The sequence below is a fragment of the Streptomyces sp. NBC_00190 genome (assembly GCF_036203305.1).
In the GTDB taxonomy this organism is placed as follows: Bacteria; Actinomycetota; Actinomycetes; order Streptomycetales; family Streptomycetaceae; genus Streptomyces.
This window is the reverse complement of record NZ_CP108131.1, coordinates 1,305,988-1,327,060: the sequence shown is the minus strand read 5'-3', so window position 1 is coordinate 1,327,060 and position 21,073 is coordinate 1,305,988. Positions and strand designations below refer to the sequence as shown.

Genomic DNA, 21,073 nt, shown 5'->3' with positions numbered 1-21,073 from the left:
CGCACGCTCGGCCAGCGGCGACCTCTACGGGCAGTCCGTGCGCCCGGGGGAGAGGGGCCGTGTGGCAGAGCCTCGTTACCGCGGTCATCGGACTGCCTTGGGCGCGGCCGACATGATCTCGGTCATCCGCCTGACCGTGCGGGCCAGCGCCCGGGAGTGCGCCCAGTTTCCCAGCGGTGTGTCCTCAGGGCCCTGGAAGACGAGGCCTTCCCAGGTAGCTCGCGCGACGGCTCCGCCGGGGAGGTGCTCGACGGCGGCCGCCAGGAGCACTTCCTGATCGATGAGCCCGTCTGTAATACCGGCGATCTTGACCTCGGAGGGCTTACGCCCGAGAGGGACAAGGGCGGTTGCCGTGAGGGCGGCCGCCTGTTCCAGATCAGGCCGTTTGCTGGACATGCCGGTGCTCCCTAGCCTCGTCAGGGGGTGTCGAGCGGGTCTCCCGCGGCACTCATCGGCGCTACGCTGAGCGCCCGGTGACCACAGCCACGAGCGTAGATTTCAGGCCGATCCGCTCGAAGTGACCGGCAGTACGGGTTACTTGGCACGCACGCCTAGGCAGAGGGAGCGTCATGGGCACCACCCCGACTTCTACCCTGACCGCCAGTCAGGGCGCCCCCCGGCGGGTCCGCAGAGGCATAGTGTCCGGCTACCTGTTCCGCGTCATTCGTGAGCAGCTCGGCCACACCCAGGAGACCCTCGCGGAGGCGTTCGCTGTTTCAGCGGACACGGTCGCTGGCTGGGAGACCGGCCGCCGGCCGCTTACCTCCCTCGCCGTCGGCCAGATGCTCGTGCATCGACACCGCCTCATGCGGATGGGCGCCAGCTCCGCCTTGCTCATCGCTCTGGAAAAGGCCCTGGAAGCCGACGTTCTGCTGGCCAGTGCCTTAGACGACGAGGGCACCCCGGGCGACAGCCCGCTCGGCGCCTGGGTCATGCAGCGCGACCTCGTCGAGGTGCTCGCTTGGCCGCTGAACGGCGTCACCCCCGAACCCATGCGGGCTTTACAGGCGCCGTCACGCCCCCGCCGCGGGCCCGCCGCCAGCCGGCCCGAGCTCACGCGGGACGAGCACCGTCGCTTCTTCGGCCACATGCGGCGCATGGCTGAGGAATCCCAGAAGGACGGGCAGTTCCTTCTACGCAGGCAGGCCCTGTACCTCGCCGGTTACGACGACGCGTCGGACACATCCGACTGGCTGGCCCAGCAGCGGAAGGCCGAGCGGTCGTCCGACTGGCTCACGCAGTGGCTCACCTCCCGCTCCGTCGCCGCCGTGGCTGCACGGCAGGGAGACCGAGACCGGATGCGGCACTTCATCTCCACGACCTTGGACGATGACGAGGCTGGGGAGGCGGCCAACCTGAGCTACTGGGCTTACTGGATTGGGGAGTCGGTGTACCCCGAGCTTTCCGACGACTTCATCGCAGCCCCCGGCACGATGTCCTGGCACGGGCACCGGCTGCTTCAGCACCTCGTCAGCGGCCTCGCGCCGCAGCACGGTTTCTTCGATCTCAACGTGCACACTCTGTGGGCTCTGCTGGCCGCGCGCCCGGGCCTGCTCCGCACCGGCTCAGACGCCGGCCGCGCGCTGCGTGCACAGCTGCCCGTGCTGTTGGATAGCACTACAGCCTCGACGCGTGCGCGCCGAGAGCTGGAGGGTATCTGGTACGCGATCCGCCTCGCCGAGGCGTGAGAAGGAGAGACATAGTGGCTGACGACCTGTCTGCGGTGGCGCGCTTCCTCTACGAGGCAGGCACGCTCAAGCACACCGCCCGAACGGGCTGGTGGATGGCTGGCGTCAGGACCCCCGAGAGCGTAGCCGAGCACTCGTGGCGCACCTCGCTCATCGCGTCGATCATCGCAAAGCTGGAAGGCGCCGACCCCGCGCGCGCCGCCTTCCTCGCCGTGTGGCACGACACGCAGGAGACCCGCACCGGGGACGTCAACCACCTCGGGAAGAAGTACGCGACGAGCGCCGACCCGCAGGCGGTGACGGCCGACCAGACTGCGGGCATGCCCGAAGTCCTCGCGTCGGCGATCCAGGAGCTGGTCGCCGAGTACGAGGGGAAGGACTCGCCGGAGGCGATCTGCGCGCGCGACGCGGACAAGCTGGAGTGCATGCTCCAGGGCATTGAGTACAAGGCCCAGGGGTACGAGGCTGCGCAGCGATGGATCGACAACAGCCGAGCGCGGCTGACGACGGAGTCTGGCCAGCGGCTCGCCGACGAGCTCCTCGGCCAGGGCACTCTCGACTGGCTGCGTGCGGCCATCGGCGAGAAGCCCTGACCCAGGACGCACGAAAGAGGCCCCCTCCCAGGCTGAAGGCCGAGAGGGGGTCCGCGTCGGCCCCGCCGGCCGCAGCGCTCCAGCTCGGGCAGCCCGCGGAGACAGTCGGCGCGGGCGGTACCGGCCGACTTGAGATCACCCCGACCAGCTCGTGTACACCACTGGGAATAGCGTCACGAAGCCGACAAAGGCTACGTTCGCCTTCATTGCCTACAAGGCGCGCGCAACTACCGCGGTCGCAGCCGACCAGGTCGCACCCATCGACGGTGGCGGCTGGAGCTGGGTAGCACCCGACGGGCAGGCCATCGCGCAAGGCAACGGGGAAGCGTTCAATGTGGTCGCGGACTCGTTCAACGCGGGTCGGACCGTGCAGCCGGGATCGTTCGTCCTGGACGGGGCTGTGTTCGACCTTGACACCGTCCACGCTGGCGGCATCCTCATCTACACCGACGGGGAGGGTAAGGCTTACCGGTGGACGATGCCGAAGCGGGACGCCGGCCTGGAGGCCGCTCAGATCAAGAAGGAACTTGCCTCGTAACGCACGAAAGCGCCCTCGTCGCCGGGTGCGACCCGCTGAGGGACGACGGGCTGGCGTACCACTGCAGGCTGGGCGAGAGCGGAGTTCCTTCGGTCCTCGACTTCCGGAACGGGATGTTCCACGGCTTCCTGGCGCTGGCCGGGGTGCTGCCGGAGGCTCGACAGGCCATGTCGCGACTGGGCGGAGCCATCCGTTCCACGCTGACGAACGGGAAGACTTTCGGTGAATCAGGGGGTCGCGCAGGATAATTTCCCGAGTTACCACTTGAGCGGAAGAGCCTCACACGTTTACGCTGCCTTGACGTGAGGTTCTCCTGTGGAGGAAGTGACATGACGGAAACTCTTGTGCCGGGTGTCGGCGGTGCCGTGATAACCGCCGGGGCGCGGGTGGTCGACCACCCCGCGTGGCCCGAGCTCAAGGCCGCCGTGGAGGAGATCCGCCCCTGGCAGTCCGCGGACGGGTCCATCGCCTTCGGGGTCGAGGGCGCACCCGCCCAGCACACCGCCGAAGCTGCCGTCGGGCGCGTGATCCGCGCCGTCGAGACGCTGTCCCCGCTGCTCCCGCACGCCACGGCGTACCACCAGGCGCTCGTCGACGACCTGCGCAAGTGGGCCGCCGACGGCTTCCAGGTGCCGGACTTCCTGGACTCCCTGCTGGCCTTCCACCCGGCCGCCGAGCGCGTCGACGGGCTCCAGCACCTGGTCGTCTTCCCGATGTACACGCAGAACGGCAACCTCGACCGCAACCTCGAGGCCGTCGTCCTCAAGATGGTGTGGCCCGAGTGGCTCTCCGAGCTGGAGCGCACCCGGTACGACAACCCGCTGTTCCTCGGCATCACCTTCGAGGACTTCACCCCGGGCTACGACACCCACTCCGCGGTGCTCTTCCCGGAGACCATCGCGGTGCGCCAGGCCCCCGAGCGCTTCACCTGGGGCGGGATCTTCTGCGACCGTGAGGCCGCCCGCTACCGCAAGGTCACCGAGGCCGCCGTCGACATCCTCGGCATCGAGCTGCCCGAGGACATCGCCCGCATGGTCGAGGACCAGGAGCGCTGCGAGAAGGCCTTCGTCCTGTGGGACATGGTCCACGACCGCACCCACAGCCACGGCGACCTGCCGTTCGACCCCTTCATGATCAAGCAGCGCCAGCCGTTCTGGATGTACGGCCTGGAGGAGCTGCGCTGCGACCTCACCGCCTTCAAGGAGGCCGTGAAGCTGGAGTCCGAGGGCAACGAGCACGGCCGCGACGTGCAGTACGCCGTCCTCTTCGACCGGATGTTCCGCTTCCCGGTGTCCGGCGACCGCAACCGCAACTACGACGGCCTCGGCGGCCAGCTGCTCTTCGCGTACCTCCACAAGCACGACGTCGTGCGCTGGACGGACAACAAGCTGAAGATCGACTGGATGCGTGCCCCGCAGGTCACCAACCAGCTGTGCGGCGAGATCGAGGACCTCTACCGGGCCGGCATCGACCGCCCGAAGCTCGTCCACTGGTTCAAGGCCTACGAGCTGGTCTCGACGTACCTCGCCCCGCACCCGGGCTCCAAGTGGGCCAAGGGGCCCGACGCCCTCGACATGACGCAGCCTCCGCGCAAGCTCGTGGACGACGTGCTTCCGGACGAGTTTCCGCTCAGCATGTTCTATGAGGCCCTCGCCAAGAAGCTCAAGAGCGTGATCGCTTCGACCAAGGGCATCACGGCCGGCAACGCGGAGAACGCCGATCGGGCCGCCGCGTGAGCACTCGCCCTCAGGAGGCTGAACAGATGAACGGCTCCGGGAACGGCAACGGAAAGCTGCACGGAGCGGTGGTGGCGGTGGCCGGGGCCGGCGGGCCCGCGGGCCGCGCCGCCCTGCTCCGCCTCGCCGAAGCGGGTGCGGTGGTCGTGGCGTCCGACGCCGATCCGGCGCGCCTCGCCGAGGCCGTGGACGCGGCGCGCTACGCCCACGGCGGTGCCACCGTCACCGGTGACACCGTGGACCTGCTCGACCTCGACGCGACCAAGGCGTGGGCCGAGCGGACCGAGAAGGAGTTCGGCCGGATCGACGGTCTCGTCCACCTCGTCGGCGGCTGGCGCGGCAGCAAGACCTTCACCGACGTCGACCTCGCGGACTGGGACTTCCTGGAGAAGCTCCTCATCCGCACGGTCCAGCACACCTCGCTCGCCTTCCACGACGGACTGCTGCGCAGCGACCGCGGACGCTTCGTCCTGGTCAGCCAGTCCGGCGCGCACAAGCCGGTCGCCAACAACGCCGCGTACAACGCGGGCAAGGCGGCCGCCGAGGCCTGGACCCTGGCCATGGCGGACTCCTTCCGCAAGGCGGGGGGTGACGAGGGCCCCGCGGCGGCGGCTGCGATCCTGGTCATCAAGGCACTGGTGCACGACGCGATGCGCGCCGAGCGTCCCAATGCGAAGTTCGCGGGCTTCACCGACGTCAAGGAGCTGGCTGAGGCCATCGCCGGCGTCTGGGAGCGGCCCGCCACCGATGTGAACGGACAGCGTCTGTGGCTCACTCCGCAACCGTGAGAACCGATGCCGGGAAGACCGATGCCCGGCGGCACCACGATCCGGCGGTGCGCGGTTTCGCGAGCGACAACTACGCGGGGATCCACCCCGAGCTGCTCGCGGCCGTCGCTCTGGCCAACGGCGGCCATCAGGTCTCGTACGGCGACGACGAGTACACCGAACACCTGCAGAAGGTCATCCGCAGCCACTTCGGTCCGTACGCGGAAGCCTTCCCGGTCTTCAACGGCACGGGCGCCAATGTCGTCGCCCTGCAGGCCATGACCGACCGGTGGGGCGCCGTGATCTGCGCCAAGACCGCCCACATCAACGTGGACGAGGGCGGCGCGCCCGAGCGGATGGCGGGCATCAAGCTGCTCGCCGTGCCCACCCCCGACGGCAAGCTCACCCCCGAGCTGATCGACCAGGAGGCCTGGGGCTTCGAGGACGAGCACCGGGCCATGCCCCAGGTCGTCTCGATCACCCAGAACACCGAACTCGGCACGGTCTACACCCCGGACGAGATCAAGGCCATCTGCGATCACGCCCACGGCCTCGGCATGAAGGTGCACCTCGACGGCGCCCGGATAGCCAACGCCGCCGCGGCGCTCGACGTGCCGATGCGCAGTTTCACGAACACGGTCGGCGTGGACGTGCTGTCGTACGGCGGCACCAAGAACGGCATGATGTTCGGCGAGGCCGTGGTGGTGCTCAACCCGGACGCGGTCCGGCAGATGAAGCACATCCGCAAGATGTCGATGCAGCTCGCGTCGAAGATGCGGTTCGTGTCGGTACAGCTGGAAGCGCTGCTCGCCAAGGACCTGTGGCTGCGCAACGCCCGGCACGCCAACGCGATGGCGCAGCGTCTCGCCGCGGGCGTGCGCGAGACGGACGGCGTGGAGATCCTTTACCCGGTGCAGGCGAACGCGGTGTTCGCGCGGCTGCCGCACGAGGTCTCGCGGCGGCTGCAGAAGCGTTACCGCTTCTACTTCTGGGACGAGGCGGCCGGTGACGTCCGCTGGATGTGCAGCTTCGACACCCAGGAAGAGGACGTGGACGGCTTCCTCCAGGCGCTCAAGGAAGAGCTCGCCCGCTAATTCAATAGATATGCAAAAAGCGGCATAGGTATGCTCCTGGATCATGGAACTGATCCAGGAGCACACCGGCCTTGCCGCCTACCTGGCGGCCGATGACGCCATCGACCACCACCACCCGCTCGTGCGCGAAACCGCGGACGCGTTCTGGACCGCGACGGGCGGCGACGCGCACGCGTACGCCGAGGCCGCCTTCGAGTTCGTCCGCGACACGATCCCGCACTCGGGGGATTCGGGCGACCCGCGCGTCGCTTGGCGCGCCTCCGACGTCCTGGCCACCCGCAACGGCATCTGCTACGCCAAGTCCCACGCCCTGGCCGCCCTCCTGCGCGCCCAGGGCATCGCGACGGCCCTGTGCTACCAGCGCCTCGCGGACGACGACGGGACCAATCCCGTGATCCACGGTCTGATCGCCCTGCGCCTGCCCGGCGACTCGCGCTGGCACCGCCAGGACCCGCGGGGCAACAAGCCGGGCGTGGACGCCCGGTTCAGCCTCGACGGCGAACGACTCGCCTTCCCCGTCCGCCCGGAGCTCGGCGAGATCGACTACCCCGTGCTGTACGCCGCCCCGCACCCCGCCGCGCTCAAGGCCCTCCAGGAGTCCGCCGACCGGCCGGAGTTGTGGCGGAGGCTTCCGACGGCGCTGTAACCGGCGACAGCGCCGCCGACGGGCGGGGCTCCCGCGCCGCCGTCAGCGCGTGCAGCAGGGCGGCCGCGAGCTGCAGTCCGGCGATCCCGGTCAGCAGCGTCCACGCGGGCGCGTCGGCCGCGAGCCCCACCAGGGCCGCCCCGGCCGACGCCGCCGTCACCTTCAGCCCCGCGCCCAGGGTGAACACCTGCGTCCGGACCTCGTCCGGGGCGTACTCCGAGCGGATCCGCAGCGTGGCCGTGAGCAGCGGTCCGTCGCACACCCCGGCCACCGCGAACAGCGCCGCCGCCGCGGCGACCGAGGACGTGAACGCGGCCGCCGCCAGAGCCACCCCGGTACCGGCGAGCGCCCACCGCACGAGCAGGCCCGGCTCCACCGACGTCATCCGGCCCAGCGTCAGCGAGCCCGCCAGCGCGCCCACCGCGAAGGCCGTCATGAGGACGCCCCCGGCGCCCGGGCTGCCGAGCCCGTCGGCCAGCAGGACCGAGGTGGTGGTGAGGGCGCCCACGCCGACGAAGGCCACGGTCGTCGCCGAGGTGACCGCCCGCAGCTCCCGGACCCGCCACAGGGCTGCGAGCCCCGCGCCCAGCCCGGCCCGGGGTCCGCCCTTCGACGGGGCCGCGCCCGGGTCCTCGTACGGAAGCGTGGCCGCGAACACCGCCGCCAGCGCGCCGGAGGCCGCCAGGGCCGCCATCGCGGGAGCGGCGGAACCCAGCGCCGCGGCCAGGCTGACCGCCGCGGGCGCGGTGACCGAGGCGGCGTTGTAGGTGGAGGCGTCCCAGCCGTACGCCCGGTCGCGCCCGGCGCCCGCCGGGACCAGTCCCGTGACCAGGCTGGACAGTCCGCCCGTCACCATCGGCCCGCAACTGCCGCCGAGCGCCGCCACCACCAGCACCAGCGGCATCGGCGCCCGGCCCAGCAGTACGGCCAGCACCGCCACGGCGGCCGTGAACCCGGCCAGGGCGCCGACGTGGAACAGCCTCGGCCGGCGGGCCCGGGCCGCGGCGGCGCCCGCCAGCGGGGCCGCCAGCACGTGCGGGGCCAGCCAGGCGGTCACTACGAACGCCCCGTACGCGGCGCTCCCGGTGCGCTCCAGGGCGAGCAGCACCACGGCCATCCCCATGCCCTCCGAGGCGAACCGCGCGGTCAGCGCCGCCGCCAGGTACCGCCCGAACCCGCTCATCCCCGGACCCCCCAGTGTGTAACGTGATAGGCGCACAAGACGTTACGCCATTCGCGTGTAAGGGGAAAGGACTTTGGCATGGCGGACTCCCGAGAGGGCTTCTCGGCGGCCCGGCGGCTGATCGACCTCGCAGACGCGGTCCGCGCCGACCCCGAACTTCCGCGCGCCGCCCTCGCGGAGCTGCTCGCCGGGCACGGGGAGCGTCCGTCGGACCTCACCGAGCAGGCGTTCTCCGAGGCGGGCGCCGCCGAACTGCGCACGGCCGTCCGCCGGATGGCGGGGGTGCTCGGCGAGAGCGACGAGGACCGTGCCGCCGACGCCCTCAACGCGCTGCTGGCCGAGTGCGCCACCCGGCCCCGGCTGACCCGGCACGACGGCCACCCCTGGCACCTGCACGTGGACCGCGGGGAGGAGGCGGGCTGGGGCGACTGGTTCCTCGCCTCCGGCGCCCTCGCGCTCGCCCAGCTGCTCACCGAGTACGGACGGATCGCCTGGGGCGCCTGCGCCGCCGCGGGCTGCGGGCGGTTCTTCCTCGCCACCGGGCCGGGCAGCGCCCGCCGGTACTGCTCCACCACGTGCGCCGGCCGGGCGCGCGTCGCCGCCCATCGCCGCCGCAGGCGGGAGAGCTGACAGGAAAGTTTCTTGTCGGATATCGTTGTCGGCTTGGCATGGGCATGAGTACTTTCAAGGGCGCCGGAACCCCTCCCACCGGAAGGCCCCCCATGCGTTTCGGATTGCCCGCCGCGCTCACCGCCCTGGCCCTCGGCCTGGCGGCGGCCGTGGTCCCCGTCCCCACCCTCGCGGCGCCCCCCGCCGCCGCCCCCGCCCCCGCCGCGCCCGCGCAGTTCGCCCACCCCGGAGTCCTGAGCAGCCGCGCCCAGCTGGACTTCGTACGGACGAAGGTGCAGGCGGGACAGCAGCCGTGGAAGTCGGCCTTCGACTCCATGCTCGCGAGCAAGTACGGCTCGCTGTCGCGCACGCCCAAGCCGCGCGCCGTCGTCGAGTGCGGCTCGTACTCGAACCCGGACATCGGGTGTTCCGACGAGCGCGAGGACGCCATCGCCGCCTACACCCAGGCGCTCGCCTGGTACATCACCAGGGACAGCAGGTACGCGAAGAAGTCGATCGAGCTGATGGACGCCTGGTCCGCGCAGATCAAGGACCACACCAACAGCAACGCCCCGCTGCAGAGCGGCTGGGCGGGATCCACCTGGCCGCGCGCCGCCGAGATCGTCAAGCACACGTACGACGGCGGCTGGCCGGGCCAGGGGCGGTTCGCGACCATGCTGCGCGACGTCTACCTGCCCGAGGTCATCAACGGCCGGCCGAACAGCAACGGCAACTGGGAACTGATCATGATGGACGCCGCCGTCGGCATCGCCGTCCACCTCGACGACCGCGCGAGCTACGACAAGGCGATGGGGATCTACCTCGGCCGCGTCCCCGCCTACTTCTACCTGGCGTCCGACGGGGCGCAGCCCGTGTACCCGCCACGCTCCGGCATCGACACCAGGAGCGAGCTGGTGGAGTACTGGCACGGCCAGAGCACCTTCGTGGACGGCCTCGCCCAGGAGACCTGCCGGGACTTCGGCCACACGGGCATGGGGATCGCGGCGACCATGCACGTCGCCGAGACCTCGCGGATCCAGGGGCGTGACCTGTACCCGCAGTTCAAGGACCGCTTCCGGCACGCGCTCGGCTTCCACGCGAAGTACGAACTCGGCGAGGCGGTGCCGTCCTGGCTGTGCGGCGGAACCCTGGCCAAGGGCATCGGCCCGGCGACCGAGGTCGGCTACAACGCCCTGCACACCCGGCTCGGCGTGACCATGGAGAACACCCGCAGGCTCACCGAGGGGCGGCGCCCGGCGGGTACCGAGAACCACTTCGAGGCATGGGAGACCCTGACCCACGCCGACAACCCCAACTGAGCGGTCGGCGCGGCTTAGCGCAGTCGCTGCGGGCCGTCAAGCCACGAGATCCAGGGGCGTGACGCGACGGGAGCGGCGAGGCGTACTGGTGGTGTCCGTTCCACCTTTCCCGCCAGAGGAGAACCGCAATGACCCACCCCTTTCGAAAGCGACGCCTCGCCCTGCTCGCCGCCTCGACCGCCATAGCCGCCGGAGGCGTGCTGGTGCCCACCACCGCCTTCGCCGCCACCCCGGCGACACCGCACACGATCGTGGCGGACGGCAGCGACGGGGACAACAGCACCAAGTCCAACCTGCTCCTGGTCCAGCCGCCCGGCAGTGAGGGCACCATCAAGGTCAACCCCGACCAGGATCAGCCCACCAAGGGTCAGCCCGGCAAGGACCGGTCCGGCCAGTGGGGCAAGTGGGGCAAGAAGCATCCGGGCAAGGGCGGTTCATCCGACGACAGGATCATCGTCACCCCCGGGAAGCCGACCCAATGGCAGTGCATCGTCGCACCGTGTGGTCCCCCCGAGGACGACACGGTCGCGGGCGGTATCGCCGTGACCGGCACCGTGGACCCGCCGCAGCTGCCCGACGGCAGGACCTACCCGGGCTGAGGCGCCCGGCGCCAGGATCCCGGTGCGACCGCGGCCCCGTCCCCTGGAGGGACGGGGCCGCGGTCCGCGGTGGGGATCAGCCCGCTTCTTTCACCTGGGCAGGCGTCGGGGCGGTCCCGCCCAGGTGGGCCGGCAGCCACCACGAGTCCTCGGTGCCCTTGGGCTTCTCCGGGTAGGCGCGCTGCGCCGCGTCCAGCAGTTCCTGCACGCGCTCGCGCAGCCGCCGGGTGATGGCACCGGCGTACTGGTCCGTCGGCGCCTCGAGCGGCTCGCCGACGCGCATCGTCACCGGGATGTGGCTGCGCTTGAGGTTCTTCGGGCGACCCTTGGTCCACAGGCGCTGGGTGCCCCACAGGGCCACCGGGATCAGCGGGACGCCGGCCTCCTGCGCCATGCGCGCCGCACCAGACTTGAAGCTCTTGAGGGTGAACGACTGGGAGATCGTCGCCTCCGGGAACACCCCGATGATCTCGCCGGAGCGCAGCGAGTCGAGCGCGTGCTGGTACGCCGACTCACCCTGCGCGCGGTCCACCGGGATGTGCTTCATCGCGCGCATCAGCGGGCCGGACACCGTGTGCCGGAACACCGACTCCTTCGCCATGAACCGCACCAGGCGCTTCTGCGGCCGCGCGGTCAGGCCGGCGAAGATGAAGTCGAGGTAGCCGATGTGGTTCGACACCAGGACCGCCCCGCCCTTGCGCGGGATGTTCTCGGTGCCCTTCATGTCGATACGGATGTCCAGCGCGCGGAAGAGCGTGTGCGCGGCGCCGATCACCGGGGGGTAGACGAACTCAGCCATGGTGCGGAGACCCCGCTTTCTGCCTGGGGAGGTGCTCCCGGCCGGAAGTTACGGCAGCGTAGGTTACGCGCCATTGGGGATCGTGCCCCATGCGCGCGCTGCTGGCCAGCCCAGACGGCCGTGCCCGGGGAGATTCTCGTCACGCCGGGAATCATGCAGGTCCGGTGGGCGCTTCGTTCCCGTACGAGCGTACGTCGATGATGTACGCACACGAAGGTGACGGCCGGGTGAAGGCCGGGGTGACGGCCGGGGCGACGACGGGAGTGCGGGTGCGCGGGCAGGATGAGGCGCCGGGCCGGCTGGGCGCGGCGGAACTGGGCGCGGAGCCGGGGGAGCGGGCCAGCCTGGTGCAGTTCTCCAGCGCGTTCTGCCAGCCCTGCCGGGCCACCCGGCGGATCCTCGCCGAGGTCGCGGCGATGGTCGAGGGCGTCGCGCACATCGAGATCGACGCCGAGGACAGTCTCGAACTCGTCCGGGCGCTGGGGATCGAGAAGACCCCGACCGTGCTCGTCCTGGACGCGGCGGGCCGGATCGTCCGGCGGGCGTCCGGGATGCCGCGCAAGGCGGATGTGATCGCCGCCCTGGGGGCCGCCGTCTGAGAGGCGCGCAGGTGGACGGGTCGGCGGACGTGTGGGTGGACGCGTCGGTCCGGGCACCGGTGTGAGCACCGGCACACGCGCCGTGCCGCGAGCCCGCACGCAGCGTGACGCGCCTGACATCTGCCGGATCCCGCTTGACTGTGTACACGCGCGATCGCCAGGCTGGCCGCATGCCGTATGAACTCCTGCTCTACGGACGGGTCCATGTCGACCTCGTCCGCCACGCGAGCGCGCGCTGTTGGGATCACTGAACGCCCCCGGTCCCCGATCCCCGACAGTGCCCGCGTGCTCCGCGGCAGAAGGAAGTACCCCGATGACCGCTCCCGCGGCCCCGACGGCTCCGTCCCCCCGATTCCACACAGGGCTCCCCGGCTCGCCCGACCTCCTGCGCTCCGTGTTCCGGCAGCACGCCGCCGGAGTCGCCGTGATCACCGCCGAGACCGGCGGGCGCCCGGCGGGTTTCACCGCCACCTCGCTCAACTCCGTGTCCGCGGACCCTCCGCTGCTCTCGTTCACCATCGGCACCGGGGCCTCCAGCTGGCCCGCGGTGCGCGACAGCGAGCACCTCGGCGTCCACATACTCGGCGAGCACCAGCGGGAGCTCGCAGGCCTGTTCGCGCGGAGCGGAGCCGACCGATTCGGCCCGGGCACCGGCTGGAGCACGGGGCCCCACGGGGTTCCCGTTCTGGACGGCGTACTGGCGTGGCTGGTGTGCAGGGTGGTGGCCCGTGTGCCCGCCGGCGAGCACCGTGTGATCATCGCGGAGGCGGTTGTGGGGGATCCGGCCGGGGAAGGCCGCCCCCTGCTCTACCACCAGGGTCGCTTCAACGCGTTGCGCGACTGAATCGTCCCTGCTTGGGCGGGGTCGGGCGGCGTTGGGCAGATCACAGTTGACCGGCCTTGCGACTTGGTGGAACCCAAGGTGTACTGACGAGTAACATTCCCTTCGGAGCGCGGGCCGCCCCGACCGGGATCCGCCCGACAAGGCGCCTATGCTGCCTGCACAAGGCGGTATCAGAAAAAGACGATGCGGTAGGAGAGCCGGCGTGAGCCTGAGGATCGTTGTCTGTGTGAAGTACGTGCCCGACGCCACCGGCGACCGGCACTTCGCCGATGACCTGACCGTCGACCGCGACGACGTCGACGGCCTGCTGTCCGAGCTCGACGAGTACGCCGTCGAGCAGGCGCTGCAGATCGCCGACGAGGCCGACGATGCCGAGATCACCGTTCTGACGGTGGGCCCCGAGGACGCCAAGGACGCGCTGCGCAAGGCGCTGTCGATGGGCGCCGACAAGGCCATCCACGTCGAGGACGACGACCTGCACGGCACCGACGTCATGGGCACCTCGCTGGTGCTCGCCAAGGCGATCGAGAAGGCCGGCTACGACCTGGTCATCACCGGCATGGCGTCGACCGACGGCACCATGGGCGTGCTCCCGGCGATCCTGGCCGAGCGCCTGGGCGTCCCGCAGGTCACCCTGCTCTCCGAGGTCAAGGTCGAGGACGGCACCGTGACCGGCCGCCGCGACGGCGACACCGCGAGCGAGCAGCTGGAGGCCTCCCTCCCCGCGCTCGTCTCGGTGACGGACCAGTCGGGCGAGGCCCGCTACCCGTCCTTCAAGGGCATCATGGCCGCCAAGAAGAAGCCGGTGGAGTCCTGGGACCTGGAGGAGCTGGAGATCGAGGCCGACGAGGTCGGTCTGGAAGGCTCCTGGACCACGGTCGACTCCGCGGCCCAGCGTCCGGCGCGCACCGCCGGCACGATCGTCAAGGACGAGGGCGAGGGCGGCAAGCAGCTGGCCGAGTTCCTGGCCGGCCAGAAGTTCATCTAAGAACTTCGGCCACTCCTCACAAGCCCCCAGACACTTCGCAATAGCAGGAGAGCAGTCCCATGGCTGAAGTTCTCGTCTACGTCGACCACGTGGACGGCGCCGTCCGCAAGCCCACCCTTGAGCTGCTGACGCTGGCCCGCCGCATCGGCGAGCCCGTCGCCGTCGCCCTGGGCGCCGGTGCGGCCGACACCGCCGCCGTGCTCGCCGAGCACGGCGCCGTCAAGGTCCTCACCGCCGACGCCCCCGAGTTCACCGAGTACCTCGTCGTACCGAAGGTGGACGCGCTCCAGGCCGCGTACGACGCGGTCTCCCCGGCGGCCGTGCTCGTCCCGTCCTCCGCCGAGGGCAAGGAGATCGCCGCCCGCCTGGCGGTCCGCATCGGCTCCGGCATCATCACCGACGCCGTCGACCTGGAGGCGGGTGACGATGGCCCGGTGGCGACGCAGTCCGCCTTCGCCGCGTCCTTCACCACCAAGTCCCGTGTCTCCAAGGGCACCCCGGTCATCACCGTGAAGCCGAACTCGGCTCCGGTCGAGGCCGCCCCGGCCGCCGGCGCCGTCGAGACGCTCGCCGTCTCCTTCGGCGCCCTGGCCACCGGCACCAAGGTCGTCTCCCGCACCCCGCGCGAGTCGACCGGCCGCCCCGAGCTCACCGAGGCCGCGATCGTGGTCTCCGGCGGCCGCGGCGTCAACGGTGCCGAGAACTTCCACATCATCGAGGACCTCGCGGACTCCCTCGGTGCGGCCGTCGGCGCCTCGCGCGCCGCCGTCGACGCCGGCTGGTACCCGCACTCCAACCAGGTCGGCCAGACCGGCAAGTCGGTCTCCCCGCAGCTGTACATCGCCTCCGGCATCTCGGGCGCGATCCAGCACCGGGCCGGCATGCAGACCTCGAAGACCATCGTGGCCATCAACAAGGACGCCGAGGCCCCGATCTTCGACCTGGTCGACTACGGCGTGGTCGGCGACCTCTTCGCGGTCGTCCCGCAGCTGACCGAGGAGATCAAGGTCCGCAAGGGCTGACCTGCGGATAAGTGGTCCCCGGGGCCGTGTGGTGATTCTCACCGCACGGCCCCGAGTCGTTTGTCCAGGACCGGAGAGGGACCATTGACGGAGCGGAACCACGTGACTAAATTCTGCTATGCGGATCTAAGCTTCCGTGAAGCGGAAAAGAGGAGAGTGCACGATGGGTCAGCAGGAGAAGGTGGCGACGAGCCTCGCAGGTGCGGTCAGCGAGGGCATCAGCGCCTCCCTCGCGCCGGTGGACGCGGAACTCGCGCGCCACTACCCGGGCGACCCCGGCACCCGCCAGCCCATCCACACGGTCTACGTGCCCGGTGACGTCTTCGCCGCGGACACCATCCGCACCTGGGGCGACCAGGCCCTCGCCGCCCTCGACGAGCACGCCCCGGACGCCGCCACCTTCGCCAAGGTGCTCGGCATCTCCGACGAACTGGCCGTGCCGGTCTACGACCGCGTCCGTGCCAAGCTCGCCTCCGAGCCCATCGAGGACCTCCGCGTCGACTTCGAGGACGGCTTCGGCGTCCGCTCCGACGAGGAGGAGGACCAGGCCGCGGCCCGCGCCGCCCGCCTCGTCTCGGAGGCCTTCTCCAACGGCACGAACGCCCCGTACATGGGCATCCGCATGAAGTGCATGGAGTCCAACGTCCGCGACCGCGGCATCCGCACCACCGACATCTTCCTGTCCGGCCTGCTGGCCAACGGCGGACTCCCCGAGGGCCTCGTCCTGACCCTCCCGAAGGTCACGTACGCCGAGCAGGTCAGCGCCTTCGTGAAGCTGCTGGAGGCCTTCGAGACGGCCCGCGGCCTGCGCCCGGGGCGGATCGGCTTCGAGATCCAGATCGAGACCAGCCAGTCCATCCTGGCCTCCGACGGCACCGCCACCGTGGCCCGGATGATCGAGGCCGCCAAGGGCCGCGCCACCGGTCTGCACTACGGCACCTTCGACTACAGCGCCTGCGTCGGCGTCTCCGCCGCGTACCAGTCGAGCGACCACCCGGCCGCCGACCACGCGAAGGCGATCATGCAGGTCGCGGCCGCCGGCACCGGCGTACGCGTGTCCGACGGCTCCACGAACGTCCTGCCGATCGGCACCACCGAGCACGTCCACGAGGCCTGGAAGCTCCACTACGGCCTGACCCGCCGCGCCCTGGCCCGCGCCTACTACCAGGGCTGGGACATGCACCCGGGCCACCTGCCGACCCGCTACGCGGCCGTCTTCACCTTCTACCGCGAGGGCCTCGACGCCGCCGCCGCGCGCCTGAAGGCGTACGTCGCCAAGATCGAGGGCGACGTGATGGACGAGCCCGCCACCGCGAAGGCGCTGGCCGGCTACCTGGTGCGCGGCCTCGACTGCGGCGCCGTCGGCGCCGACGAGGTCACCGCCCTGACCGGTCTGACCCGCGCGGAACTGGACGCCTTCGCGATCCCGCGCCGCTCGGCGACGCTGACGGCGACCTCCTGAGCCGTGCAGTACCGCACGAGGCCCGGCCGGGGAGACCCTGGCCGGGCCTCGCCGTCTTCAGGCGCGTCCGACCCGGCGGGGCCATCCGACCCGGCGGGGGCCGCTCCCGGGCTGTGCGGGCTGATCCGGTGGGGCGTCAGGCAGTCGGCGGGAGTTCGCCCGAACCGCGGGGGACCAGGCGGGTCGGGAGTTCGATCCGGGTCGGGGGGAGGTCGGTTCCGGCGAGGCGCTGGAAGAGGCGGTCCGTGGCCACCCGGCCCAGCTTCGCCGGGTCCTGGGCGACCACGGTGACGCCGGGGCGGAGCATGTCGGCCAGTTCGAAGTCGTCGAAGCCGACCAGGGCCACGGGGTGCTCCCGGTCGGCGAGGACCCGTACGACGGTGACCGTCACGCGGTTGTTGCCGGCGAAGACGGCCGACACCGCCTCCGGGCCCGCGAGCATCGCCCGGGCCGCCGCGGAGACCCGCTCGGGCGCCGTGGAGCCGAGGGAGACCCAGGATTCGGCCACGGGCAGGCCCGCGTCCGCCATCGCCTCGCGGTAGCCGCGCAGGCGTTCCGCCGCCGTGTGGATGCGCGGATGGTCGCCGATGAAGCCGATGCGGCGGTGGCCGCCCGCGATCAGGTGCGCCACCCCGTCCCGGGCGCCGCCGAAGTTGTCCGAGAGCACCACGTCCGCGTCGATCCGGCCGGCCGGGCGGTCCACGAAGACGGTGGCCACGCCCGCCCGGATCTCCGGTTCCAGGTAGCGGTGGTCGTCGCCGGCCGGGATCACGATCAGCCCGTCGACCCGGCGCGCGCACAGCGCGAGCGCCAACTCCCGCTCGCGGTCCGGGTCCTCGGCGCTGGAGCCGTTGAAGAGGAGCGCGCCGTGCGCACGGGCCACCTCCTCCACCGCGCGGCTCAGCGGGCCGTAGAAGGGGTCGGCGAGGTCCTCAAGGACCAGGCCCACGGTGGCGGTTCGGCCCTTGCGCAGGACGCGGGCGCTGTCGTTGCGGCGGAACCCGAGGGCGTCGATGGCCTCTTGGACCCGCTGCTCGGTGTCGGGGGTGACGCCGGCCTCACCGTTGACCACCCGGGACACCGTTTTCAGGCCCACGCCCGCCCGGGCCGCCACGTCCTTCATGGTCGGCCGGTTTCCGTAACGGGGGTCGGACGGGCGGCGGCTGATGGGCACGGTGGGGAAACCTCCGGAGTATCGGGCGGCGCTGTGACCTTGAGGATATGCACTCGGCCGATAGTGAGGTTTCCGTGGCAGGGTGAGGCGGGCAAGCCACTGGGGGCTCCGGCGGAGCCATGGGGAGAGGGGTAGACGTGATTGTCTGGATCAACGGCACATTCAGCGCCGGAAAGACCAGCACGGCCCGCGAACTGACAGGAATCCTGCCGGACAGCACTCTGTTCGATCCGGAGTTGATCGGCGACGCGCTGCGCGTGCTGCTGCCGCGCAAGCGCCTGGCGGAGGTCTCCGACTACCAGGACCTGCCGAGCTGGCGGCGCCTGGTGGTGGACACGGCGGCGGCGATGCTCGCGGAACTGGGCGGGGTGCTGGTCGTACCGATGACCCTGCTCCGGCAGGAGTACCGGGACGAGATCTTCGGCGGTCTGGCGGCTCGCCGGATAGCGGTGCGCCATGTGCTGCTGGCCCCTGAGGAAACGATCCTTCGACAGCGGATCGCGACGCGGGAGGAGCCGGGCGAGCCGCAGGACGTGGACCTCCGGGTCCGCCAGTGGGCCTACGACCACATCCCCGTCTACCAGCAGGCACTCGGCTGGCTCACCGCCGACGCGCACGTCATCGACAACGGCGCCCTGAGCGTGCGCGAGACCGCGGAGCGGATCGCGGAAGCGGTGCGCACCGAGGAGGCCCGGGTCTGCGACATTGTGCAGACCCCGGAGCCCACGCGGGAGACGGTGGCGTCCGGAGTGCTGCTCTTCGACGAACAGGACCGGGTGCTGCTGGTGGATCCGACGTACAAGGCGGGCTGGGAGTTCCCGGGCGGCGTCGTCGAAGCCGGCGAGGCACCCGGGTGCGCGGGCGTACGGGAGGTCGCCGAGGAACTGGGCCTCGTACTGGACCGGGCGCCCGGGCTCCTCGTCGTCGACTGGGAGCCCCCGCAGCCGCCCGGTTACGGGGGGCTGCGCCTGCTCTTCGACGGCGGCCGCCTCACGGACGGCGCGCAGGACCGGCTCCGGCTGCCCGGCCCGGAGCTGCGGGCCTGGCGCTTCGTCACGGAGGACGAGGCCGCCGGACTGCTCCCGCGGCACCGCTACGAGCGCCTGCGCTGGGCCCTGCGCGCCCGGGAGCGGGGCCGCCCCCTGTACCTGGAGGCGGGCGTCCCCGTGGGCTGACCGGGGCCCGGTCCATCAGGAAGCCGCGGCGGCCGCGGAGAGGGCCGCCGCGGTGTCCTCCGTCAGCGGATCCCCGTGTCCGAAGCAGGCCGTCGAAGGGGCGAGCGCGGCCAGCCGCCGGAACGACCGGGCCGCCCGTGCCCGGTCCACGTTGAAGACGCCCAGCATCAGCGGGCCGACGGCGGCGACGCAGTCCCCCGTGAACAGCACGCCGTGGCGCGGGAGATGGACGCCGATGCTGCCATCCGTATGACCCGGGGCGTGGACCACGTACGCCCCGTCCCCGAAGCCCAGCGCGTCGCCGTCCTCCAGCTCCCGGTCGACCGGGGTGGGCGGGGCCTCGGGGACGGTCAGCCCGCGCGCGTACAGGGGGAGTTCCCAGTCCAGCAGTACCGGTTCGGGCACGGGCGACTCGCCCCGGATCACGGGCGCGTCCAGGCGGTGCGCGAGCACCCGCGCGCCCCAGCGGGCGGCGAGCTCACCGGCGGCACCGACGTGGTCGCGGTGGCAGTGGGTCAGCACGATCCGCTCCAGCCGCTCGGGAATCAGCCCGAGTGATCGCAGCGCCCCCTCGATCGCGTCGGCGGACCCGGCGTGACCGGCGTCGATCAGGGTGAGTGCCTCGCCGTCCTGCCAGACGTACGCCTGGCCGATGGGGAAGCGGAGCATGTGGAGCCGGTTCGGCAGCACTTCGACAAGATCCATGCCGCGAACGTACGGATCCGGCCCCGCCCCGCGCACGCGAGTTCACCCGGAGCGCAGTACGCCCAGGGCGCAGTACGCCCAGGGCGCAGTACGCCCAGGGCGCACTGCGCCCTGGGCGTACGACCGGACTCGCGGCGGGTCAGCCGCGCTTGGACTCCGCGTAGTTGACGAGGAAGAGGGCCTCGGCCACCGACAGGCGCTCCAGCTCCTGCGGCGACACGCTCTCGTTGACCGCGTGGATCTGCGCCTCCGGCTCGCTCAGCCCGATCAGCAGCATCTCCGCGTCCGGGTACAGCTGCGTCAGCGTGTTGCACAGCGGGATCGAGCCGCCCATGCCGGCGACCTGCATCTCCTCGCCCGGGTACGCCTCCTGCAGTGCCGCCGCCATCGACGCGTACGCCGGACTGTTCGTGTCCGCCTGGAACGGCTGGCCCTGGCCCACGATCTCCAGTTCCAGGCGCGCCTTCCACGGGGTGTGCGCCACCATGTGCGCCTCCAGCAGCTTGACGGCCTCGGTGGTGTCCACGCCCGGCGGCACCCGCAGGCTGATCAGCGCGCCGGCGCTCGCGTGCACCGACGGCGTCGCGCCGACCACCGGCGGGCAGTCGATGCCGAGCACCGTCACGGCCGGACGGGCCCACAGCCGGTCAGCGATCGTGCCCTCGCCGATCAGCTCGACCCCGTCCAGCACCTTCGCGTCGCCGCGGAAGTCCGTCTCCGGGTACTGCAGGCCCTCCCACACCGCGTCCGAGGCCAGCCCGTCCACGGTCGTCGAACCGTCCGCCGCGCGCAGCGAGTCCAGCACCCGGATCAGCGCGGCCAGCGCGTCGGGGGCGACGCCGCCGAACATCCCGGAGTGCAGGTTGCCGCCCAGCGTGTCGATCTTCACCTTGAGCAGGCACATGCCGCGCAGCGTCGCCGTCACCGTCGGCAGCCCGAGGCGGAAGTTGCCCGCGTCGCCGATGACGATGGTGTCGGCGGTCAGCAGCTCCGGGTGCGCCTCGGCGTACTGCTGGAGACCGCCGGTGCCCTGCTCCTCCGAACCCTCGACGATCACCTTCACGCTCACCGGCACGCCGCCGTTGGCCTTCAGGGCGCGCAGCGCCAGCAGGTGCATGATGAACCCGCCCTTGCAGTCGGCGGAGCCGCGACCGTACCAACGGCCGTCGCGCTCGGTCAGCTCGAAGGCGGGGGAGATCCAGGCCGCGTCGTCCAGGGGCGGCTGCACGTCGTAGTGCGCGTAGAGCAGTACGGTCGGCGCGCCCTCGGGGCCGGGCAGGAAGCCGTACACCGACTGGGTGCCGTCGGGGGTGTCGAGCAGCGCCACGTCCTGGAAGCCCTCGACGCGCAGCGCGTCCGCGACCCAGTTCGCGGCCGCCTCGCTCTCGCTCTTGGGGAACTGCGCCCAGTCCGCCACCGACTGGAAGGCCACCAGCTCGGTCAGCTCCTGCTTGGCGCGGGGCATCAGCGAGGCGATGGTCTCGGCGATCGGATTCTGGGACATGGGCACGCTCCTTTTGGGTGCGACGTTGT

The 21,073-nt window shown here is 71.4% G+C and carries 23 protein-coding genes; 17 read left to right on the top strand and 6 right to left on the bottom strand.

The window, feature by feature from the left end; translation table 11 throughout:
• Positions 1–84: 84 nt before the first annotated feature.
• Positions 85–396, bottom strand: a complete 312-nt coding sequence (locus tag OG429_RS06600) for a hypothetical protein (RefSeq protein WP_328924351.1) — start codon at positions 394–396, stop codon at positions 85–87.
• Between the two features lie 173 nt (positions 397–569).
• Here OG429_RS06600 and OG429_RS06595 point away from each other — a divergent pair, with 173 nt between their 5' ends.
• From OG429_RS06595 to OG429_RS06565, 8 genes are all read left to right on the top strand, one after another.
• Positions 570–1,688, top strand: coding sequence for a helix-turn-helix domain-containing protein (locus tag OG429_RS06595; RefSeq protein ID WP_405680344.1), 1,119 nt, complete (start codon positions 570–572; stop codon positions 1,686–1,688).
• Positions 1,689–1,702: 14 nt separating this feature from the next.
• Positions 1,703–2,281 carry an HD domain-containing protein gene (locus tag OG429_RS06590; RefSeq protein ID WP_328924349.1) on the top strand — a complete coding sequence of 193 codons (579 nt, stop codon included), beginning with the start codon at positions 1,703–1,705 and terminating at the stop codon, positions 2,279–2,281.
• A 151-nt stretch (positions 2,282–2,432) separates the two neighbouring features.
• Entirely contained in the window at positions 2,433–2,819 is a 387-nt protein-coding gene (locus OG429_RS06585; protein WP_328924348.1) for a hypothetical protein, read from the top strand.
• Positions 2,753–3,067: an alpha/beta hydrolase gene (locus OG429_RS41390; protein ID WP_405680346.1), complete on the top strand. Its 315-nt coding sequence runs from the start codon at positions 2,753–2,755 to the stop codon at positions 3,065–3,067. The genes OG429_RS06585 and OG429_RS41390 overlap by 67 nt, the downstream gene beginning before the upstream one ends.
• Positions 3,068–3,148: 81 nt before the next feature.
• Positions 3,149–4,555: a DUF6421 family protein gene (locus OG429_RS06580; RefSeq protein ID WP_328924347.1), complete on the top strand. Its 1,407-nt coding sequence runs from the start codon at positions 3,149–3,151 to the stop codon at positions 4,553–4,555.
• 26 nt (positions 4,556–4,581) lie between these two features.
• The gene (locus OG429_RS06575; RefSeq protein ID WP_328924346.1) at positions 4,582–5,343 is read left to right on the top strand and encodes an SDR family oxidoreductase; all 762 of its coding nucleotides are present in this window, start codon (positions 4,582–4,584) and stop codon (positions 5,341–5,343) included.
• A complete protein-coding gene (locus tag OG429_RS06570) occupies positions 5,322–6,416 on the top strand; it encodes a threonine aldolase family protein (RefSeq protein WP_405680348.1) in 1,095 nt (364 codons plus the stop codon). Before OG429_RS06575 ends, OG429_RS06570 begins: the two co-directional genes overlap by 22 nt.
• Before the next feature lie 43 nt (positions 6,417–6,459).
• Positions 6,460–7,062, top strand: a complete 603-nt coding sequence (locus OG429_RS06565; protein WP_328924344.1) for a transglutaminase-like domain-containing protein — start codon at positions 6,460–6,462, stop codon at positions 7,060–7,062.
• On the opposite strand, the gene OG429_RS06560 is transcribed toward OG429_RS06565, so the two are convergent.
• The gene (locus OG429_RS06560) at positions 6,998–8,245 is read right to left on the bottom strand and encodes an MFS transporter (RefSeq protein ID WP_328924343.1); all 1,248 of its coding nucleotides are present in this window, start codon (positions 8,243–8,245) and stop codon (positions 6,998–7,000) included. The two genes, OG429_RS06565 and OG429_RS06560, sit on opposite strands and share 65 nt — an antisense overlap.
• Before the next feature lie 78 nt (positions 8,246–8,323).
• Here OG429_RS06560 and OG429_RS06555 point away from each other — a divergent pair, with 78 nt between their 5' ends.
• The 3 genes from OG429_RS06555 to OG429_RS06545 all read left to right on the top strand — a co-directional run bounded on the left by OG429_RS06555 (position 8,324) and on the right by OG429_RS06545 (position 10,772).
• Positions 8,324–8,875, top strand: a complete 552-nt coding sequence (locus OG429_RS06555; protein ID WP_328924342.1) for a CGNR zinc finger domain-containing protein — start codon at positions 8,324–8,326, stop codon at positions 8,873–8,875.
• Between the two features lie 92 nt (positions 8,876–8,967).
• Positions 8,968–10,173: an alginate lyase family protein gene (locus OG429_RS06550; RefSeq protein ID WP_328924341.1), complete on the top strand. Its 1,206-nt coding sequence runs from the start codon at positions 8,968–8,970 to the stop codon at positions 10,171–10,173.
• Positions 10,174–10,301: 128 nt separating this feature from the next.
• Entirely contained in the window at positions 10,302–10,772 is a 471-nt protein-coding gene (locus OG429_RS06545; RefSeq protein WP_328924340.1) for a hypothetical protein, read from the top strand.
• A gap of 76 nt (positions 10,773–10,848) precedes the next feature.
• On the opposite strand, the gene OG429_RS06540 is transcribed toward OG429_RS06545, so the two are convergent.
• Positions 10,849–11,571: a lysophospholipid acyltransferase family protein gene (locus tag OG429_RS06540; protein ID WP_328924339.1), complete on the bottom strand. Its 723-nt coding sequence runs from the start codon at positions 11,569–11,571 to the stop codon at positions 10,849–10,851.
• 197 nt (positions 11,572–11,768) lie between these two features.
• Between OG429_RS06540 and OG429_RS06535 the strand changes: the two genes are divergently transcribed.
• The 5 genes from OG429_RS06535 (at position 11,769) to OG429_RS06515 (ending at position 16,486) form a co-directional block, all read left to right on the top strand.
• Entirely contained in the window at positions 11,769–12,170 is a 402-nt protein-coding gene (locus OG429_RS06535; protein ID WP_328924338.1) for a TlpA family protein disulfide reductase, read from the top strand.
• A 313-nt stretch (positions 12,171–12,483) separates the two neighbouring features.
• Complete coding sequence (locus tag OG429_RS06530) at positions 12,484–13,014, top strand: flavin reductase family protein (RefSeq protein WP_328924337.1); 531 nt, start codon at positions 12,484–12,486, stop codon at positions 13,012–13,014.
• Between the two features lie 202 nt (positions 13,015–13,216).
• Positions 13,217–14,002: an electron transfer flavoprotein subunit beta/FixA family protein gene (locus OG429_RS06525; RefSeq protein WP_328924336.1), complete on the top strand. Its 786-nt coding sequence runs from the start codon at positions 13,217–13,219 to the stop codon at positions 14,000–14,002.
• A 59-nt stretch (positions 14,003–14,061) separates the two neighbouring features.
• Positions 14,062–15,024 carry an electron transfer flavoprotein subunit alpha/FixB family protein gene (locus tag OG429_RS06520; RefSeq protein WP_328924335.1) on the top strand — a complete coding sequence of 321 codons (963 nt, stop codon included), beginning with the start codon at positions 14,062–14,064 and terminating at the stop codon, positions 15,022–15,024.
• A 163-nt stretch (positions 15,025–15,187) separates the two neighbouring features.
• A complete protein-coding gene (locus OG429_RS06515) occupies positions 15,188–16,486 on the top strand; it encodes a DUF6986 family protein (RefSeq protein WP_328924334.1) in 1,299 nt (432 codons plus the stop codon).
• A gap of 136 nt (positions 16,487–16,622) precedes the next feature.
• Here the strand turns inward: OG429_RS06515 and OG429_RS06510 are convergent, their stop codons facing one another.
• Positions 16,623–17,609, bottom strand: coding sequence for a LacI family DNA-binding transcriptional regulator (locus OG429_RS06510; RefSeq protein WP_328930179.1), 987 nt, complete (start codon positions 17,607–17,609; stop codon positions 16,623–16,625).
• A 170-nt stretch (positions 17,610–17,779) separates the two neighbouring features.
• On the opposite strand from OG429_RS06510, the gene OG429_RS06505 reads away from it, so the two are divergent.
• Positions 17,780–18,835 (top strand): NUDIX hydrolase, encoded by a 1,056-nt coding sequence (locus OG429_RS06505; protein ID WP_328924333.1) that lies wholly within the window; start codon positions 17,780–17,782, stop codon positions 18,833–18,835.
• 15 nt (positions 18,836–18,850) lie between these two features.
• On the opposite strand, the gene OG429_RS06500 is transcribed toward OG429_RS06505, so the two are convergent.
• On the bottom strand, positions 18,851–19,540 hold the full coding sequence (locus OG429_RS06500) for an MBL fold metallo-hydrolase (RefSeq protein WP_328924332.1): 690 nt from the start codon (positions 19,538–19,540) through the stop codon (positions 18,851–18,853).
• Between the two features lie 139 nt (positions 19,541–19,679).
• The gene (locus OG429_RS06495; protein ID WP_328924331.1) at positions 19,680–21,044 is read right to left on the bottom strand and encodes a dipeptidase; all 1,365 of its coding nucleotides are present in this window, start codon (positions 21,042–21,044) and stop codon (positions 19,680–19,682) included.
• Between the last annotated feature and the right edge of the window lie 29 nt (positions 21,045–21,073).

Bases quoted from the DNA above. Each gene is read 5' to 3' on its own strand.
- OG429_RS06600 (WP_328924351.1), bottom strand. From the start codon at position 396: ATGTCCAGCAAACGGCCTGATCTGGAACAGGCGGCCGCCCTCACGGCA.
- OG429_RS06595 (WP_405680344.1), top strand. From the start codon at position 570: ATGGGCACCACCCCGACTTCTACCCTGACCGCCAGTCAGGGCGCCCCC.
- OG429_RS06580 (WP_328924347.1), top strand. From the start codon at position 3,149: ATGACGGAAACTCTTGTGCCGGGTGTCGGCGGTGCCGTGATAACCGCC.
- OG429_RS06575 (WP_328924346.1), top strand. From the start codon at position 4,582: ATGAACGGCTCCGGGAACGGCAACGGAAAGCTGCACGGAGCGGTGGTG.
- OG429_RS06565 (WP_328924344.1), top strand. From the start codon at position 6,460: ATGGAACTGATCCAGGAGCACACCGGCCTTGCCGCCTACCTGGCGGCC.
- OG429_RS06560 (WP_328924343.1), bottom strand. From the start codon at position 8,245: ATGAGCGGGTTCGGGCGGTACCTGGCGGCGGCGCTGACCGCGCGGTTC.
- OG429_RS06555 (WP_328924342.1), top strand. From the start codon at position 8,324: ATGGCGGACTCCCGAGAGGGCTTCTCGGCGGCCCGGCGGCTGATCGAC.
- OG429_RS06550 (WP_328924341.1), top strand. From the start codon at position 8,968: ATGCGTTTCGGATTGCCCGCCGCGCTCACCGCCCTGGCCCTCGGCCTG.
- OG429_RS06545 (WP_328924340.1), top strand. From the start codon at position 10,302: ATGACCCACCCCTTTCGAAAGCGACGCCTCGCCCTGCTCGCCGCCTCG.
- OG429_RS06540 (WP_328924339.1), bottom strand. From the start codon at position 11,571: ATGGCTGAGTTCGTCTACCCCCCGGTGATCGGCGCCGCGCACACGCTC.
- OG429_RS06535 (WP_328924338.1), top strand. From the start codon at position 11,769: ATGATGTACGCACACGAAGGTGACGGCCGGGTGAAGGCCGGGGTGACG.
- OG429_RS06530 (WP_328924337.1), top strand. From the start codon at position 12,484: ATGACCGCTCCCGCGGCCCCGACGGCTCCGTCCCCCCGATTCCACACA.
- OG429_RS06520 (WP_328924335.1), top strand. From the start codon at position 14,062: ATGGCTGAAGTTCTCGTCTACGTCGACCACGTGGACGGCGCCGTCCGC.
- OG429_RS06515 (WP_328924334.1), top strand. From the start codon at position 15,188: ATGGGTCAGCAGGAGAAGGTGGCGACGAGCCTCGCAGGTGCGGTCAGC.
- OG429_RS06510 (WP_328930179.1), bottom strand. From the start codon at position 17,609: ATGAAGGACGTGGCGGCCCGGGCGGGCGTGGGCCTGAAAACGGTGTCC.
- OG429_RS06505 (WP_328924333.1), top strand. From the start codon at position 17,780: ATGGGGAGAGGGGTAGACGTGATTGTCTGGATCAACGGCACATTCAGC.
- OG429_RS06500 (WP_328924332.1), bottom strand. From the start codon at position 19,540: ATGGATCTTGTCGAAGTGCTGCCGAACCGGCTCCACATGCTCCGCTTC.
- OG429_RS06495 (WP_328924331.1), bottom strand. From the start codon at position 21,044: ATGTCCCAGAATCCGATCGCCGAGACCATCGCCTCGCTGATGCCCCGC.